Source organism: Burkholderia sp. Leaf177 (assembly GCF_001424345.1).
In the GTDB taxonomy this organism is placed as follows: domain Bacteria; phylum Pseudomonadota; class Gammaproteobacteria; order Burkholderiales; family Burkholderiaceae; genus Caballeronia.
Genome location: NZ_LMPF01000021.1, coordinates 521887 through 536462 on the forward strand (window position 1 = coordinate 521887; position 14576 = coordinate 536462).

General features: G+C 59.2%; 15 protein-coding genes. 9 read left to right on the plus strand and 6 right to left on the minus strand.

What is annotated here, in order from left to right:
* Positions 1–26: 26 nt before the first annotated feature.
* Entirely contained in the window at positions 27–938 is a 912-nt protein-coding gene (locus ASG35_RS17755; RefSeq protein WP_056360084.1) for a LysR family transcriptional regulator, read from the plus strand.
* Between the two features lie 52 nt (positions 939–990).
* Positions 991–2304: a leucine-rich repeat-containing protein kinase family protein gene (locus ASG35_RS17760; protein WP_056360087.1), complete on the plus strand. Its 1314-nt coding sequence runs from the start codon at positions 991–993 to the stop codon at positions 2302–2304.
* Between the two features lie 37 nt (positions 2305–2341).
* Here ASG35_RS17760 and ASG35_RS17765 read toward each other — a convergent pair whose 3' ends face one another.
* A complete protein-coding gene (locus ASG35_RS17765) occupies positions 2342–2722 on the minus strand; it encodes a DUF1090 domain-containing protein (protein WP_082508438.1) in 381 nt (126 codons plus the stop codon).
* A gap of 111 nt (positions 2723–2833) precedes the next feature.
* The gene (locus ASG35_RS17770) at positions 2834–3745 is read right to left on the minus strand and encodes a LysR family transcriptional regulator (RefSeq protein ID WP_056360091.1); all 912 of its coding nucleotides are present in this window, start codon (positions 3743–3745) and stop codon (positions 2834–2836) included.
* Between the two features lie 115 nt (positions 3746–3860).
* Here ASG35_RS17770 and ASG35_RS17775 point away from each other — a divergent pair, with 115 nt between their 5' ends.
* From ASG35_RS17775 to ASG35_RS17785, 3 genes are all read left to right on the plus strand, one after another.
* The gene (locus ASG35_RS17775) at positions 3861–4517 is read left to right on the plus strand and encodes a glutathione S-transferase family protein (RefSeq protein ID WP_056360094.1); all 657 of its coding nucleotides are present in this window, start codon (positions 3861–3863) and stop codon (positions 4515–4517) included.
* Between the two features lie 51 nt (positions 4518–4568).
* On the plus strand, positions 4569–6611 hold the full coding sequence (locus ASG35_RS17780) for a 2Fe-2S iron-sulfur cluster-binding protein (protein ID WP_056360096.1): 2043 nt from the start codon (positions 4569–4571) through the stop codon (positions 6609–6611).
* 135 nt (positions 6612–6746) lie between these two features.
* Entirely contained in the window at positions 6747–7556 is an 810-nt protein-coding gene (locus ASG35_RS17785) for a class II aldolase/adducin family protein (RefSeq protein WP_056360099.1), read from the plus strand.
* A 53-nt stretch (positions 7557–7609) separates the two neighbouring features.
* On the opposite strand, the gene ASG35_RS17790 is transcribed toward ASG35_RS17785, so the two are convergent.
* A complete protein-coding gene (locus ASG35_RS17790; RefSeq protein WP_156393224.1) occupies positions 7610–8605 on the minus strand; it encodes an ABC transporter substrate-binding protein in 996 nt (331 codons plus the stop codon).
* 205 nt (positions 8606–8810) lie between these two features.
* On the opposite strand from ASG35_RS17790, the gene ASG35_RS17795 reads away from it, so the two are divergent.
* From ASG35_RS17795 to ASG35_RS17805, 3 genes are read left to right on the plus strand one after another with little or no spacing between them, the layout of a single operon-like run.
* Entirely contained in the window at positions 8811–9599 is a 789-nt protein-coding gene (locus tag ASG35_RS17795; protein ID WP_056360104.1) for a PadR family transcriptional regulator, read from the plus strand.
* A 27-nt stretch (positions 9600–9626) separates the two neighbouring features.
* Entirely contained in the window at positions 9627–10442 is an 816-nt protein-coding gene (locus ASG35_RS17800; protein ID WP_056360108.1) for a siderophore-interacting protein, read from the plus strand.
* Between the two features lie 52 nt (positions 10443–10494).
* Entirely contained in the window at positions 10495–11748 is a 1254-nt protein-coding gene (locus tag ASG35_RS17805; protein WP_056360111.1) for an MFS transporter, read from the plus strand.
* Between the two features lie 253 nt (positions 11749–12001).
* Here ASG35_RS17805 and ASG35_RS31455 read toward each other — a convergent pair whose 3' ends face one another.
* On the minus strand, positions 12002–12157 hold the full coding sequence (locus tag ASG35_RS31455; protein ID WP_156393225.1) for a hypothetical protein: 156 nt from the start codon (positions 12155–12157) through the stop codon (positions 12002–12004).
* On the opposite strand from ASG35_RS31455, the gene ASG35_RS17810 reads away from it, so the two are divergent.
* On the plus strand, positions 12156–13025 hold the full coding sequence (locus ASG35_RS17810) for a DMT family transporter (protein WP_056360114.1): 870 nt from the start codon (positions 12156–12158) through the stop codon (positions 13023–13025). The two genes, ASG35_RS31455 and ASG35_RS17810, sit on opposite strands and share 2 nt — an antisense overlap.
* 57 nt (positions 13026–13082) lie before the next feature.
* On the opposite strand, the gene ASG35_RS17815 is transcribed toward ASG35_RS17810, so the two are convergent.
* Positions 13083–13490 carry a RidA family protein gene (locus ASG35_RS17815; protein ID WP_056360118.1) on the minus strand — a complete coding sequence of 136 codons (408 nt, stop codon included), beginning with the start codon at positions 13488–13490 and terminating at the stop codon, positions 13083–13085.
* Positions 13491–13559: 69 nt separating this feature from the next.
* Positions 13560–14525 carry an agmatinase gene (locus ASG35_RS17820; RefSeq protein WP_056360121.1) on the minus strand — a complete coding sequence of 322 codons (966 nt, stop codon included), beginning with the start codon at positions 14523–14525 and terminating at the stop codon, positions 13560–13562.
* Positions 14526–14576: the final 51 nt, after the last annotated feature.

Genomic DNA, 14576 nt, shown 5'->3' on the forward strand with positions numbered 1-14576 from the left:
AGCACGAATCAAAATAGAGTGAAAACATGAGTTTCGATGGACGTACGCTTGCCAACATCAGCGTTCTTGCCGCGATTGTGGAAGGCGGAAGTTTTGCGCGCGCCGCGGACGCGCTAGGTTTGTCGCCGTCCGGAGTCAGCCGCGCCGTTGGCCGGCTGGAAACGAGCATAGGCGTGAGGCTGCTCGACAGGACCACGCGGTCGGTAATGCTGACAGACGAAGGACGCCGGCTTTATCAGGAGATTGGTCCGCTGCTGGCGAGTATCGGCGACGCCGTCACCATGACCGCCGGTGCGTCCGCCGCCGTGCAAGGTCGTTTGCGCGTGAACGTGGATGGATATTTTTCGCGACGAATGCTGGCAGCGCATCTCGCGAAATTTCTGGATCGCTATCCCGAACTTTCGCTCGAACTGGTCACGCGAGATCAACTCGGCGATCTGGTGGCTGACGGATTCGATATTGCCATTCGCTTTGGACAACCTCCATCGTCGTCGCTGATTGCGCGCAAGCTGCTCGATACGCGTACCGTGACCGTCGCTTCGCCGTCATACATCAGGAAGCACGGGCGGCCCGAAACGCCTGCTGATTTGATCCAGCACGCTTGCATCCAGATGCGCAATTCGCTGACGGGCGAACCGTTGGAATGGGAATACAAATTGGGCCGGAAGATCGTTCCGGCAAAAACATCGGGGCGTCTGCTCGTAACCGACGCCGGCACGCTGCTCGGCGCGTGCCTTGCTGGCGTTGGCATCGCGCGGATAAAAGCCAGCGGCGTGCAGGAACTCATTCATAAAGGCAGGCTCGTGCAGTTGCTGCCCGAATGGACTGGGGAATCGTTCGCGCTCTACGCACTTTATCCGTCACGACATTTGCCAGCGGCGAAGGTGCGCGCGTTTATCGATTTCGTGATCGAAATTCTGGGCGCCGATGCGTCATGACGATTCCCGTAGAATCTTGCGATACAACAGCACTGGCCATGGACCTCGCCTTGTGAACACCACGCTCGAACAACTGCGCGCTGGAATGCCTGCGGATACGCGGCAATTGAAAATGTCCTGCGGGCTAACTGAATTCCCGCGCGAGATTTTCGATCTCGCCGACACGCTTGAATCGCTCGATTTGTCCGGCAACGCGTTGTTTTCGCTTCCGGACGATCTGCCGCGCCTGCATAAACTCCGCATCATTTTCTGCTCGAATAACCAGTTCACCGAACTGCCCGAAGTGCTTGGCCGGTGTCCACAGCTGAGCATGATCGGGTTCAAGGCGAATCGCATTGCGAAGGTTGCGGGTGCATCGTTGCCGGAGACGCTTCGCTGGCTTATTCTCACCGATAACCGCGTTGAAGCGCTTCCCGCTGAAATAGGAAACTGCGGGCAACTTCAGAAACTGATGCTCGCCGGCAATCGCCTGAAGACGTTACCGCCCGAACTCGCTGCGTGCACGCGGCTCGAATTGCTGCGGCTCGCGGCGAACCGGCTTGACGAGTTGCCGGTTTGGCTCACCTCCATGCCGCGCCTGTCGTGGCTCGCTTATGCGGGCAATCCGCTAAGCGAAACGTTGGAAATCGATGCACTGACGCATACGCCGATCAGTTCTATCGAGTGGCGCGATCTTGAGCTTCAACATGTCCTGGGCGAAGGTGCTTCCGGCGTGATTTATCGTGCGACGTATTCATCGCCCGATAATGCGCGCCGAGCGGTCGCGGTCAAGTTGTTCAAAGGCGCAGTCACGAGCGATGGTCTGCCCCGTTGCGAAATGGCGGCATGCATCAATGCGCGCGAACATCCAAATCTGATCTCGGTACTCGGCAAGGTGCACGCGCATCCACAAGGCGCCGATGCCCTCGTGCTGGAATTGATCGATCCGGCGTTCAGGAACCTCGCAGGACCGCCGAGCCTCGACTCCTGTACACGCGATATCTACGCCGGCGATATCCGCTTCACGTTATCAGCCGCGCTGAGCATTGCTTTCGGGATTGCGTCGGCGGCATGTCATTTGCATGATAAAGGCATCATGCACGGCGACCTTTACGCACATAACATTCTGCATTGCGGCGAGGGCCGCGCGCTGATGGGCGACTTTGGCGCGGCTTCGTTTTATTCACCGCAAACGCCACGCGCTTTATCGCTTCAGCGTCTGGAAGTCAGGGCGTTTGGTTGTCTGCTGGAAGAATTGATCGATCGATGCGACTCTGCCGAGCCTTCGCTAAGCAAGCTGAAAGACGCGTGTATGAGCGAGAAAATCGATGAGCGGCCGCTGTTTCACGAGATCGTTCCCGCGTTGGCGGCGCTTATGAAAGCTTGACGAGCGTCCGGCTCGAAGCCCGACGCTCTTGAGTCATTTATGGAGCGACCGGGTCTTGAGCACGCTTGAGTTCTTCGCGCGCTTCATCGAGCTTGCGCTGGCGCGAAGCGATCTTCTTGGGTCCATCGCCCTTGTCTTGCGCCTTCTTCAACTCGGCTTCCCGCGAATCCACTTTGGCCTGTGCGCTTGTTATGCGGCTTTGCCGTCTCTTTTCCAGCGACGCTTCGGAACAGTTTTGCTTTGCCTGATCCAGTGCCGTCTGCAAGCCTCTCAATTGCCCCGTATTGTTGTGCGCTTTCGCGTATTCAATTTGCTGACTGATCCTGTCCTGTTTCTGCTGACAAGTCTCGCTATTCGCATTAGCAAAGGCGCTCGTTGCAAGCACGCTCAGCGTGGCAGCTAAAAAAAGATGTTTCATTTGTTTTCCTTATGAGGATGAAGAATGATGCTCAACGACCGCCGCGAATAATTGCTTTCTGGTTCGACGTATGAACGTTGTTGCGCACGTGTGTGATGACACTGCTCGCGACTATACAACGTCCCGCGCGAGATAAGCCTTCAGTGCGTCAATGAAGACACGCACTTTCGGCGCCGGATGTCGCGTGGATGGAAATACCGCATGAATCCCGGTTGGCGGCCCTGACCATTCCGGCAGCAAACGCAACAGCTTTCCTGCGGCAACGTCACCGCCGATCGAGAAGTCCGTTAGAAACGCAACGCCACCGCCCGCGAGCGTTGCAGCGCGACAGGTTGGCGCGGTATCGGCGAAAAAACCCGCGCTGAAGCGGATCGTGCGCTTGGCGCCGCGCCTGCTTTCAACCGATACCACAAGTGGTTTCGTCAATGCGGACATGGCTACGAACGGCAGCTTCGCGAGCGTTTCAGGTTTGGCCGGCTTGCCCCATGTCTCGACAAATTCAGGACTCGCAACCAGCCACTTCTGGAAGCCGCCGATTTTCACCGCGCGGTAACTCGAGTCCGCAAGCCGTCCGAGCCGGATGGCGACGTCCACACCTTCTGCAACGAGGTCGACCAGCCTGTCCGCCGATACCAGCTCGACTTTCAATTCGGGATGCGTTTGGCGCATGCCGGCGAGCATGGGCGCAATGACGTTCGTACCGTAGTCGATCGGCGTTGCTACCCGCAAGGTCCCGCGCAAGTCGCCGGAGCCTTGCGCGAGCGCCGAGATGGCGTCTTCGGCAGTGTTGAGGATTTGCCGGCTGGCCGCGTAAAACGCATGGCCTGCCTCCGTCACGCTGACGCGGCGCGTGGTCCGCACGAGCAGGCTGGCGCCGACTTCCGCCTCGAGCCGCTGCATATGCGTGCTGACCATGGTCTTCGCTATTCCCAGTCGGTCGGCGGCGGCCGTTAGCGATCCCGCCTCGACCACCGCCGCGAAAACCACCAGCCGGTTGAGATTGACTCCACTCAGATCGGTCATCCAATTGTCCACTTTAAGAGGATTGTGTTACCTCGATTATCCGTCTTCTCGCGTCGTCCGTGGCGTTCTATGCTACGAACATCCCCTCACCACCTACTTCGCCGGATTTTCACTCATGCCAGCCTCGAACAAACCAAAGCCAGATCAGCCGATCCGTTTGCACACCACGCTGTTGTCGGGACACGGACATCGCGTGAAGCTTTTCCTGACGCTGCTCGACCTGCCGTTCACGACCATCGAACTCAACATGAAAGCGGGTGATAACCGCAAGCCCGCGCATCTTGCGCTCAATCCGTTCGGCGAAGTGCCGGTGATCGAAGACGGCGATATTGTTCTGACGGATTCGAACGCCATCCTCGTGTACCTCGCACGCAAGTACGGCGATGCATCGTGGTTGCCCGAAGATCCTGTCGATGCCGCAGCGGTTCAACGCTGGTTATCGCTTGCGGCGGGCAAGATTGCATACGGCCCATGTGCCGCCCGCCTGGTCACGGTATTCGGCGCGCCGCGCGATCATGCTGTGGCGAAGCGGATTGCAGAGGATCTCTTCGCGATCCTCGAACCTGAATTCCGCGATAAGCCTTTCGCGGTCGGGCAAAAGCCCACCATCGCGGATATCGCGGCGTACTCGTACATTGCGCACGCGCCCGAGGGCGGCATTTCGCTCGAACCCTATCCGAATTTGCGCGCGTGGTTGAAGCGCATTGAGGCGTTGCCGCGTTTCCTGCCGATGCCTGTGACCAAGGCCGGCCTGCTCGCCGAGTCAGTCTGAGGTCACGTAATAACCTACTACCAACCAATCACCAACCACGGGTGAAAGATCATGTCCGATACCCTCGTCGCACCGCCTCCAGCAGGATGGAGCGCCGTTGAATCGCCCTTCCACGCTGGCGAACTGGCGGCGCAGGAACGGGCAGGCGTACGTGAGCGCATGGACGTCAACGCGCGGCGCGGGATTCGTGACTACATGCCCGAGCAGCACCGGTTATTTTTCGCGGAACAGCCGTTCATGGTGCTGGGCGGCGTGGACGGGACCGGGCAACCCTGGGCTACGTTGCGCATCGGCGAACCGGGTTTTGTTTCCACGCCCGATGAACGCACGTTGCGCATTGCCGGCCGCAGCCTGAAAGGTGATCCGCTTGCGGGCACGTGGAAAGTGGGCGCATTGTTCGGCGGGCTTGGCATCCAGCCGGCCACGCGCAGGCGCAATCGTGTGAATGGCGTGGTTTCGTCCATCGATGAACATGCAATGACCGTGGCCGTCAGCCAGAGCTACGGCAACTGCGCGAAGTACATTCAAAGCCGTACGCCCGAGCCGGTCGATTTCAGCAAACAAGCGCATGCGGATGAAACGCCGGTTATATCGGATCGTTTGAACGACGCCGATCGCGAACTGATCGCCAACGCCGATACGTTTTTCATAGCAAGCGCGAACACTGCCGACGATGCGGGATTCGGCCGAGGCGCGGACGTGTCGCATCGCGGCGGCAAGCCGGGTTTTATTCGCATTGACGACGACCGCACGCTGACCACACCCGATTTCAGCGGCAACCTGTTTTTCAACACCATCGGCAACCTGCTTCGCGATCCGCGCGCCGGTTTGCTCGTGATCGATTTCGTCAGCGGCGACCTGTTGTATCTCGCCGTGGATGCCGAAGTCATCTGGGAAGGTAAGGATCTCGAATCATTCGCCGGCGCGGAACGACTCATTCGATGGACGGTTCGTGAAGTGCGGCGGACTCGTCGTGCCTTGCCGTTGCGCTGGTCGGGCGTGCAATATGCGCCGCAGCTGGAAAAGACCGGAAGCTGGACAAAAGCGACAAGCGGATGGCGCAAGCTCAAGGTAGCGGAAGTTCGCGACGAAACGTCCGGCATCAAGTCGTTCTATTTTGAAGCGGCCGATGGCGGGCCGCTTACAGCTTTCGAGCCGGGACAGTTCTTGCCGATCCGCCTGAACGTCCCGGGCCACGCTGCACCGCTGATCAGGACCTACACATTATCCGATGCGCACGACGGCCGCCATTATCGGATCACGGTGAAGCGCGAGGGCGTAGCGTCTACGTGGTTGCACGACAGCGTGGAGGCTGGCGCCGTGATCGAGGCCAAGGCGCCAGGCGGTGCGTTCGTACTCGATCGAACGAACGCGCGTCCGGTCGTTTTTGTATCGGCGGGAATTGGCATCACGCCGATGATCGCGATGCTGAACAGCGTGCTCGCAAACACGAGCGACGGCGCTCGGCCAGAGCATGTTTATTTCATCCATGGCGCGCGCCAGGCCATCGATCGCCCGTTCGCCGATGAACTCCATGCAGCAAGGAAAGCATTGCCGAACCTTTCCGTTCATCTGCGCGATTCATCGACGGGCGGACGCGGGGATATTGCGTACTTGAAAAGCGTGTTGCCGTTCGGCGATTACAACTTCTACCTGTGCGGCCCGGCGTCTTTCATGCAGGACCTTTACGCCGGCTTACGTGCGCTCAACGTAGCCGATGACCGGATTCGTTTTGAAGCGTTCGGACCCGCAAGCGTAAAGAGAACTGAAAGGTCTGAAGCCGTGGCGCCGGTTCCGCCCGTGCGTGATCCGGAGCGTTCATCGAAAGTCGTTTTCATGCGCTCGCAGAAAACCGCCCAATGGTCCGCGGAAGATGGAAGCTTGCTCGACTTCGCCGAGGCGAACGGCGTGGCGGTGCCATCGAATTGCAGATCGGGCGTATGCGGCACGTGCTCCACGCGAGTGGTATCCGGCGAGGTGGCGTATCCAGTGCCGTGCGAGGGAGAAATAGAACCCGGACACGCGTTGCTTTGCAGCGCGATTCCAGCCAAAACAGGTCAAGGTGAAGACTCGGTCGTGATGCTGGACGCTTGAACGCAATCTCCGCAAACATGCACATTCGATATGGTTATCTGCATTTGATATTTAACCCCTGAATGCGCGAATGTTAGCCTTTGAAGCATCCACCGGGTAGCCGATTCCCGGCTGATCGCCAAAGGACATTCAACAATGAGCACCCTTCCCGCCACACCCGATCTCGCGCTTCACACGTCACCCGTCCGCAAATTCTGGTTCGACGAAGTTCCTCCTCCGGCTTCGCTAGCAGCCGAACGCCGGCACAGATTAGAACGACTTGCGGGCGCGTTCCGCCTGTTCGCACGATACGGATTCGATCAAGGGCTGGCCGGGCACATCACCGCACGCGACCCGGAATGGACCGATCACTTCTGGGTCAATCCGCTGGGCCGTCACTTTTCTCGCATGCGTGTTTCCGACTTGCTGCTCGTGAACAGCGAAGGCGAAATCGTGGTTGGCAAGGGCCCCGTCAATCAGGCCGCATTCGCCATTCACGCAGCAATTCATGAAGCACGCCCGGATATCGTCGCGGCGGCCCATACGCATTCGCTATACGGCAAGGCATGGTCTACGCTTGGCCGCAAGCTCGATCCGCTGACACAGGACTCGTGTTCGTTCTATCAGGATCACGAACTATTCGATGATTTCCAAGGCGTCGTGCTCGATACCAAGGAAGGCGCACGCATTGCAGACGCACTCGGCACGAGCAAGGCAGTGATCCTGAAGAATCACGGCATCCTGACTGCCGGCCCTACTGTGGAAGCCGCCGCGTGGTGGTATCTCGCGCTCGATAACGCGTGTCACACACAATTGCTCGCCGAGGCCGCAGGCACGCCGCAACCCATTCCCCACGATGTCGCCGCATCGACACATGAACGCGTGGGACGTCCGGGCGGTGCGCTGTTTTCATTCCAGAGCTTGTATGAAGGACTGGTCGAGGCCGAACCCGATTTGCTGGATTAGTCCCAGGCCTCAAGCGTGAACACACTCATTGTCCACGCTTGAGAGTACCTGTCTCAAGCCTTTGCGATCTGCGTGTCCGATATCGCCCGTACATCGATCCGCCTTGGCAGGATCGCATCGCGAAACGCACTGTCCGCCACTTTCTGCAAGGCAACGATATCGCTGTCCGCAACGAAGCGTTGCTTTAGCGCTGAACGTGCGGTGATGGTTTTGGCTGCATCGAGTGGAAGGCGGGTAAGCGATGCATAGACGCGCGCATATTCGTCCGGATTGGCAATCGCCCAATCGCCCGCGCGCTGAAAGCGCTGCAGCACGTCGGCTATCGCAAGCCGTTTCAACGGGTTCGCCGCGGCCTCGCCCGACGCCGTAATGAACCCCAATCCGCTATTGATTCCCGTGCCGTCGCGCAGCACGCGTGCGCCATGTTGCACGGCGGTGCCGAAGTACGGATCGAACGTCGCCCATACATCGATACTGCCGGATGCGAACGCCGTGAACGCATCGACCGGCAACACGAATCTCACCGATACATCATTGCGCGAGAGCCCTGCTTCGGCGAGCGCGCCGTAAAGCTGGAACTGCGAGATGCTGCCCCGCGCCGACGATACGAACACCGTGCGCCCCTTCAGGTCGGCGACATTGCGCAGCGGCGATTTCGCCGGCACCAGAATGCCGAGTTGCGATCCGGAACCCACGCGTGTTGCGACGATCTTGAGCGTGGGATCTCCAACGGCCGCAGCCAGCACGGGCAAATCGCCTGCCGGAGCGATATCCACGGCGCCCGCGCGCTGCGCTTCGAAGAGCGGCGCCGCGCCCTGGAAGTTGGCCCATTTGAACGCGTACGGCGCGCCATCGAGAACTTTCGCCGCCTCAGCGAGCGCACGCGTGCCGCCTGCCTGATCACCCAGCACGAGCGTGACGGACGACAACGCGGCATCTGCACCCCGCGCTGATTGCGATGTCAATCCGCCAAGCGCGGCAAGAGCGGGCGCGGCTCCCAGCAAGCGCAATGCGCGACGCCTCGCGGCAAAAACCTCCGAACCAGCCATATACATATCCCTCGTGGACGAAATCAGCGTCCAGAGTAGCGATGCCCGTCCGCGTTGAGAATTATTCAATTCCCATATGGATATGAGGCTGTACGACCTAAGCAATGCAGCTTTTCCGGCGCGCAAAAAACCCAAAAAACACGTTGACTTCGTATCTTAAGATATATATCTTAAGATGTGTTTTACGATACTACGGAGTTCCGACATGAAACGTCATCACATGCACGCACACGATTTATCGGGTTTCGAAGGCCGCTCGGCCCTTCACGCGCTCTGGCACGCAATGAGCCGCCAACATCATCAACGTCACCACCGTCACCACGGCGCCGACCGTTTCGGCGGCCGCGGGGAACATGCCGATCACGCCGGTCCCGGTGGCTTCGGCCGCGGCGGACCTGAAGGTTTCGGCGGTGGCCGAGGCGGATTTGGTGGCGGACCTGGCGGATTCGGCGGAGGCGAAGACGGCATGCCGCGCGGCCGCAAATTCACGTCCGACGACCTCCAGCTTCTCCTCCTCGCCCTGCTTGCCGAGCAAGCGCGCCACGGCTACGAGCTGATCAAGGCGCTCGAAGTCCGCTCGAACGGTTTCTACACGCCGAGTCCCGGCATGGTTTATCCGGCGCTGACTTACCTTGAGGAACTCGGTTACGCGACCGTCGAACTGGAAGGAAACCGCAAGCGTTACGCGCTTGCCGAACCCGGCCGCGAGCATCTGGCGGCGAACCGGGAACGCGTCGATGTCATGTTTGCGAAGCTCAGCCATTTTGCTCGCAAGATGGATTCGGTGCGCCGCGCGTTTGCCGGTGAAACCACGGACGAGAACGGCGATGGCGACAATACGTGGCTGCCGGAATTCATTCGCGCACGGCGTGCGCTGAAGCACGCGTTGCTGATGCGCACCGAGGCCACTGTCGAAGAACAACGCCGAATTGCCGCCATTCTTGCGCGCGCCACGGCTGAAATAGAAGGCAAGGCGCCGAGCGATCCGGCTTGAGCCTAATCACAATCAAGGGAAGACAGCATGCAAAACAGACCCGATCTGGCGGTCGTTCGCGTTCGCCACGCACTGAAATTTCGCCTGCTTCAAGTCAAGCGGGTTAAGCACGTAACGCCGCATCTCGTTCGTGTCACCATGAGCGGCGAGGAGCTGCACGACTTCGAATCCGCATCGTTTGACGACCACATCAAGGTGTTTTTCCCCGCTCCCGGCGCGGAAAAACCCGTGATTCCCATGGCCGGTCCCAATGGCCCCATCTTCGCGGAAGATCAGCCACGGCCGATCGCGCGCGATTTCACCCCACGCCGTTTCGATCGTGCAGCACGAGAACTGGACATCGAATTCGCGCTGCACGAAGCAGGTCCGGCGGCGACCTGGGCAGCACACGCCCAGGTTGGCCAGTACCTCGGCATTGGCGGTCCGCGCGGCTCGTTCACCATTCCCACGGGCTTCGACTGGCATCTTCTTATTGGCGATGAAACCGCGCTTCCCGCCATCGCCCGCCGTCTGGAAGAATTGCCTGCGGGAACGCGTGTTGCAACGCTGATCGAAGTTGAAGACCCGTCGGCGCGAATCGAATTCGATACCAAAGCCGACCTGTACGCTGAATGGCGCTACCGAAGCGAATCGGATTTCCCGGGCGGCGCGTTGCTGCTCGCGTTGCGCGAAATGTACCTGCCAACAGGCGAAGGTTATGTCTGGGCAGCGGCTGAATCCAGTGTGGTTCGTGCAGCGCGTCAGCACTTGTGCACGGAACGGGGTATCGATAAAACCCGGATCCGCGCCTCGAGCTACTGGAAACGCGGGGCGGTCGCGGTTCATGAGTCTATCGACGATTAGGCCTTGAACAACACGCGTCGCGTCCTAGAGAAAAAATTCAATCAGGATGGCTATGTATAGTCTCGACACCCATCGCGAGCGGCGTCTGCTGTGGCTGCTTGCGCTGACGCAGTTCACCATCATCATGGACTTCATGGTGATGATGCCGCTCGGCCCGCAAATCATGCGCAGCTTCCAGATTTCACCCACTGCGTTCGCCACCGCGGTATCGGCGTATTCGTGGTGCTCGGGACTTTCCGGGCTGCTTGGCGCCACGTATATCGACCGGTTCGACCGGCGTCGTTTGTTGTTGGGCGTGTATGCATTGTTTGCTTTGTCGAATCTTGCCTGCGCATTTGCACCGACTTTCCCGATCTTGCTGGTCGCGCGGGCATTCGCGGGCATCACTGGCGGCATGTTGGGCTCGGTCGTGATGGCCATTGTCAGCGATGTCATTCCCATTGCAAGGCGCGGAGCCGCGACGGGCACCATCATGACGGCGTTTTCGCTGGCGGCGGTGGCGGGTGTTCCGGCGGGCATTCTGCTCGGCGCGCATTTCGGGTGGTACACGCCGTTCATCTTGCTGACCGTGCTATCCGTGCTGATCTGGCTCGGCTGCATGCGCGTCGTACCCGGGCTTGCAGTGCATCTGGGAAGACAACAGCCGCCATTGCGAAGCGTGTTGCCATCGCTCTGGCGGCTTTTGACCAACCCTCGGTACATGAGCGCGTTCGCCATGACCTTCGTTGTCATGGGATCGCAAATGCTGGTGATCCCGTTCATCTCGCCCGTGCTGGTCGCCAATCATGGCGTGCCGCCTGCGCAATTGTCATGGCTTTATATGGGCGGTGGCGCGGCAACGTTCTTCACTTCACGGTTTATCGGCCGCCTGTCCGATCGATACGGCAGCCGCCACATGTTCCGCGTGATGGTCGCTGTATCGCTGCTGCCAATCCTGTTCGTCACGCATTTGCCTGCGTTGCCGTATATCGCGCTGCTGCTGTTTTTCCCGGTGTTCATGGTGACCGTTTCCGGCCGTATGGTCCCCATGCAGGCTTTGCTTACGACAGTTCCGGAACCCGCAAACCGCGGCGCGTTTCTCAGCACGAACAGCGCGCTGCAAGCGCTCGGCAGCGGCTGCGGCGCATGGCTCGGGGGATTGCTGTTGTCGAATGGCGCTAACGGAACCATCCAGGGCTATGGCGTCAATGGATGGCTCGCAACCGTATTCGTCGTCGCGGCGGCGATATGGGTCAGCCGTGTGAGGTCTTTTTCCGAGAAGCCGATGCAAGGCGCAGTTGCAGCCGAACCGCTTGGAGAAGCATGAAAGTGGCGCGGACCCGCTTGTTCAGTGGTCCGCGAAACCGCCCCATTAAGCGTTGCAGAACACGCGCGGAACCGGTAATCTCACGTGCACAACGCAACGAAATGCTGATTCAACGCAATGACGAAGTCCGCGCACATTTGCTTTGCTGATATCGAGTCCGACTCGATGTCCAGCTGCGTGTGCGCCGATCGTCCATCTGCTGCTTCTGTTTCTCCACCTGTCGTTTCACCTCCCGCATCTCCTCCGAACGCCGTTACCGCTGGCGCAGTTGCGCCTCCGCGTACGCACGTTCGCGGCTGATCAACAGCCACCTACTTCCGGCAAACGGCTCGACCGCTGCACCTGCGTGCTTTAGCGGCGTGACCGCGTTTGCCTGGTCATCTTTCCCCTCGACAGGTGAATGAATCATGGTCTTTTTAAAAACCGCTTTCGCGGCCTATGGCTCGACAGCGCTTTTCGTATTGCTCTGGAGCAGCGGGGCGATCGTTTCGGAAACAGGGCTTCAGCACGCTCCTGCTTTACCTTTTCTAGTCTTGCGTTTTGCGCTGGCATCAGCGGTGCTCGCGTGCCTCGGCGCATGGCGTGGCCGATGGTTGCCCGCGCCTGGAACAAGGCTTCAAGTTGCGCTTACCGGCGGTTTTCTCACCGGCGGTTATTCCATCTGCTATCTGCTTGCTCTCGACCGCGGAATGACGCCCGGCATTCTGGCCACCATCCTCGGCGTGCAACCGGTATTGACGTTGTTGCTTGTTGAACGAGGCTTGACGATGCAGCGCGCGGGCGGCCTTTTGCTCGCGTTGAGTGGCTTGTTCCTGGTCGTAGAGGGCGCGGGAGAAATCGGGCACTTCCCGGCGACGGGAATGTTGTTCGCGTTTGCGTCGCTCGGGTGCATGACGTTCGGCGCCATCCTGCAGAAGCGGCTGAAGCAGGCGCCTATCGATGTATTGCCCTTGCAGAACGCCGTCAGCCTTGCGTTATGCGTCTTGTTCTTGCCGTTGCAGCCGTTGAGCATTGCCGTGAACGCGGGAACGCTCCTGCCGTTGTTCTGGCTGGGCATCGTGATATCGGTGATTGCTCAGTTGCTGTTTTACCGTCTCGTTCAAGCGGGGAATCTGGTGAACGTGACAAGCCTCTTTTATCTCGTGCCGATATGCACAGCGCTTATGGATTACGTGTTCCTTGGTAATCGTCTCGCGCCTGCAGGCGTTGCAGGAATGGCGCTGATACTGGCCGGGCTCGTTCTCGTTTTTCGCGCGACCCCCGCCAGGAGACGCTGATTGTGCGTAGCTCGCTGGCGACCGGAAAACATATCCGGTCGCCAGCAATTGCGATGCTTAAGATTTCACCGCGATTACATCGACTTCGACCAGCCATTCCGGGCGTGCAAGTGCCGTCACGGTAAGTCCAGTCGATACCGCGTGCACGCCCTTCAGCCAGCGGCCGACCACCCGATACACCGCCTCGCGATAACGCACATCGGTCAGATAGATCGTCACCTTGCAAATGTCTTCGAGCTTGCTGCCGGCTTCTTCCAGCAGCATCTTCACATTGGACATGGCCTTCTCCGCTTGCGCGGCGGCGTCGCCGATACCGACCGATTCATAGGTATCGATGTCCTGGCCAATCTGACCGCGCAAAAAGATCATGTTGCCGGCTACGACGGCTTGTGCAAGATCGTTATCGAGCGATTGCTCGGGGTAAGTGACCTTCGTGTTGAACGGACGAATGCGAATGTGTTCCATGATGTCTCGTAGAAGTTTGAGTCAAGACTTGCTGATCTCGCCAAAGTTAATCACGTGTGGCGATGATCCTTAACGACGATTGTCGAAATAGCCTGCGCGAATGGCGGTGCCAATCAGATTCAGGATCAGCCGTCCGGCCGTCACGCAAGAGATCTGGTTCACGTCTTTCTCCGGCTGGATCTCGACAATATCCATTCCCACTACACGACCTTTCTTGACGAGCCCGTGTATCAGTTTGCGCGCTTGCAGGAACGTCACACCGCCAGGCGCGGGACCTGCAACTGCGGGCATGACGGAAGGATCGAGACCATCCGCGTCGATGGTCAAATAATAGTTGCCGCCGTCCGGAATGCGCGCGAGCACTGCGTCCATACCGACATCGTGAAGTTCATACGCTGTGATCAAGTCCGAGCCATAAGCCTTGGCCGCGCGGAATTCTTCTGGGCGACCGCTGCCCTGTGCGCGTAGTCCGATCTGCACGATCTTCGCAACATGCTTCATTTCCGATGCCCGCCGGATCGGGCTCGAAAGACCGTCACGCACGCCGTTCACTTCGTCGCGCCAGTCGAGGTGGGCATCGACATGAACCAGCGTGATAGGGCCGAGGCTATCGAACGCACGCAGCACGGGCGTGGTGATGCCATGATCGCCACCCATCACGATAGGCAATGCGCCCGCGGCCAGAATCTTGCGCACGACTTGTTCGACGCGCTCGTAATGACTGCCGGGCGCAGCGAGATCGGCGATCACGTCGCCACAATCGACAAAGCGGATGTCCGTGCGCTCCTGCAGCAACGGACCATCGATATCGAAGTCGTAGTGGCCCGGCGAACGCACCACACGGTCGGTGGCCTGACGGATTGCGGTCGGTGCATTGGTCTGGTCGTTGGTAAAGTCCGCGGCCGAATATGCCGATCCATAAGGCATGCCCAGCACGGCAATATCCGCGTCGAGGTTATCGAGGTCCATTGCCAGGTCGGAATAGAGCAGCGTCTTGTGGCCGGTCTTCGGAGAAACGGTGAGGGGTTTTTTCATGATCAGGAATCCTGTATTAAATGAGATTGTCTAGTTTTCTACAGCGGAGGA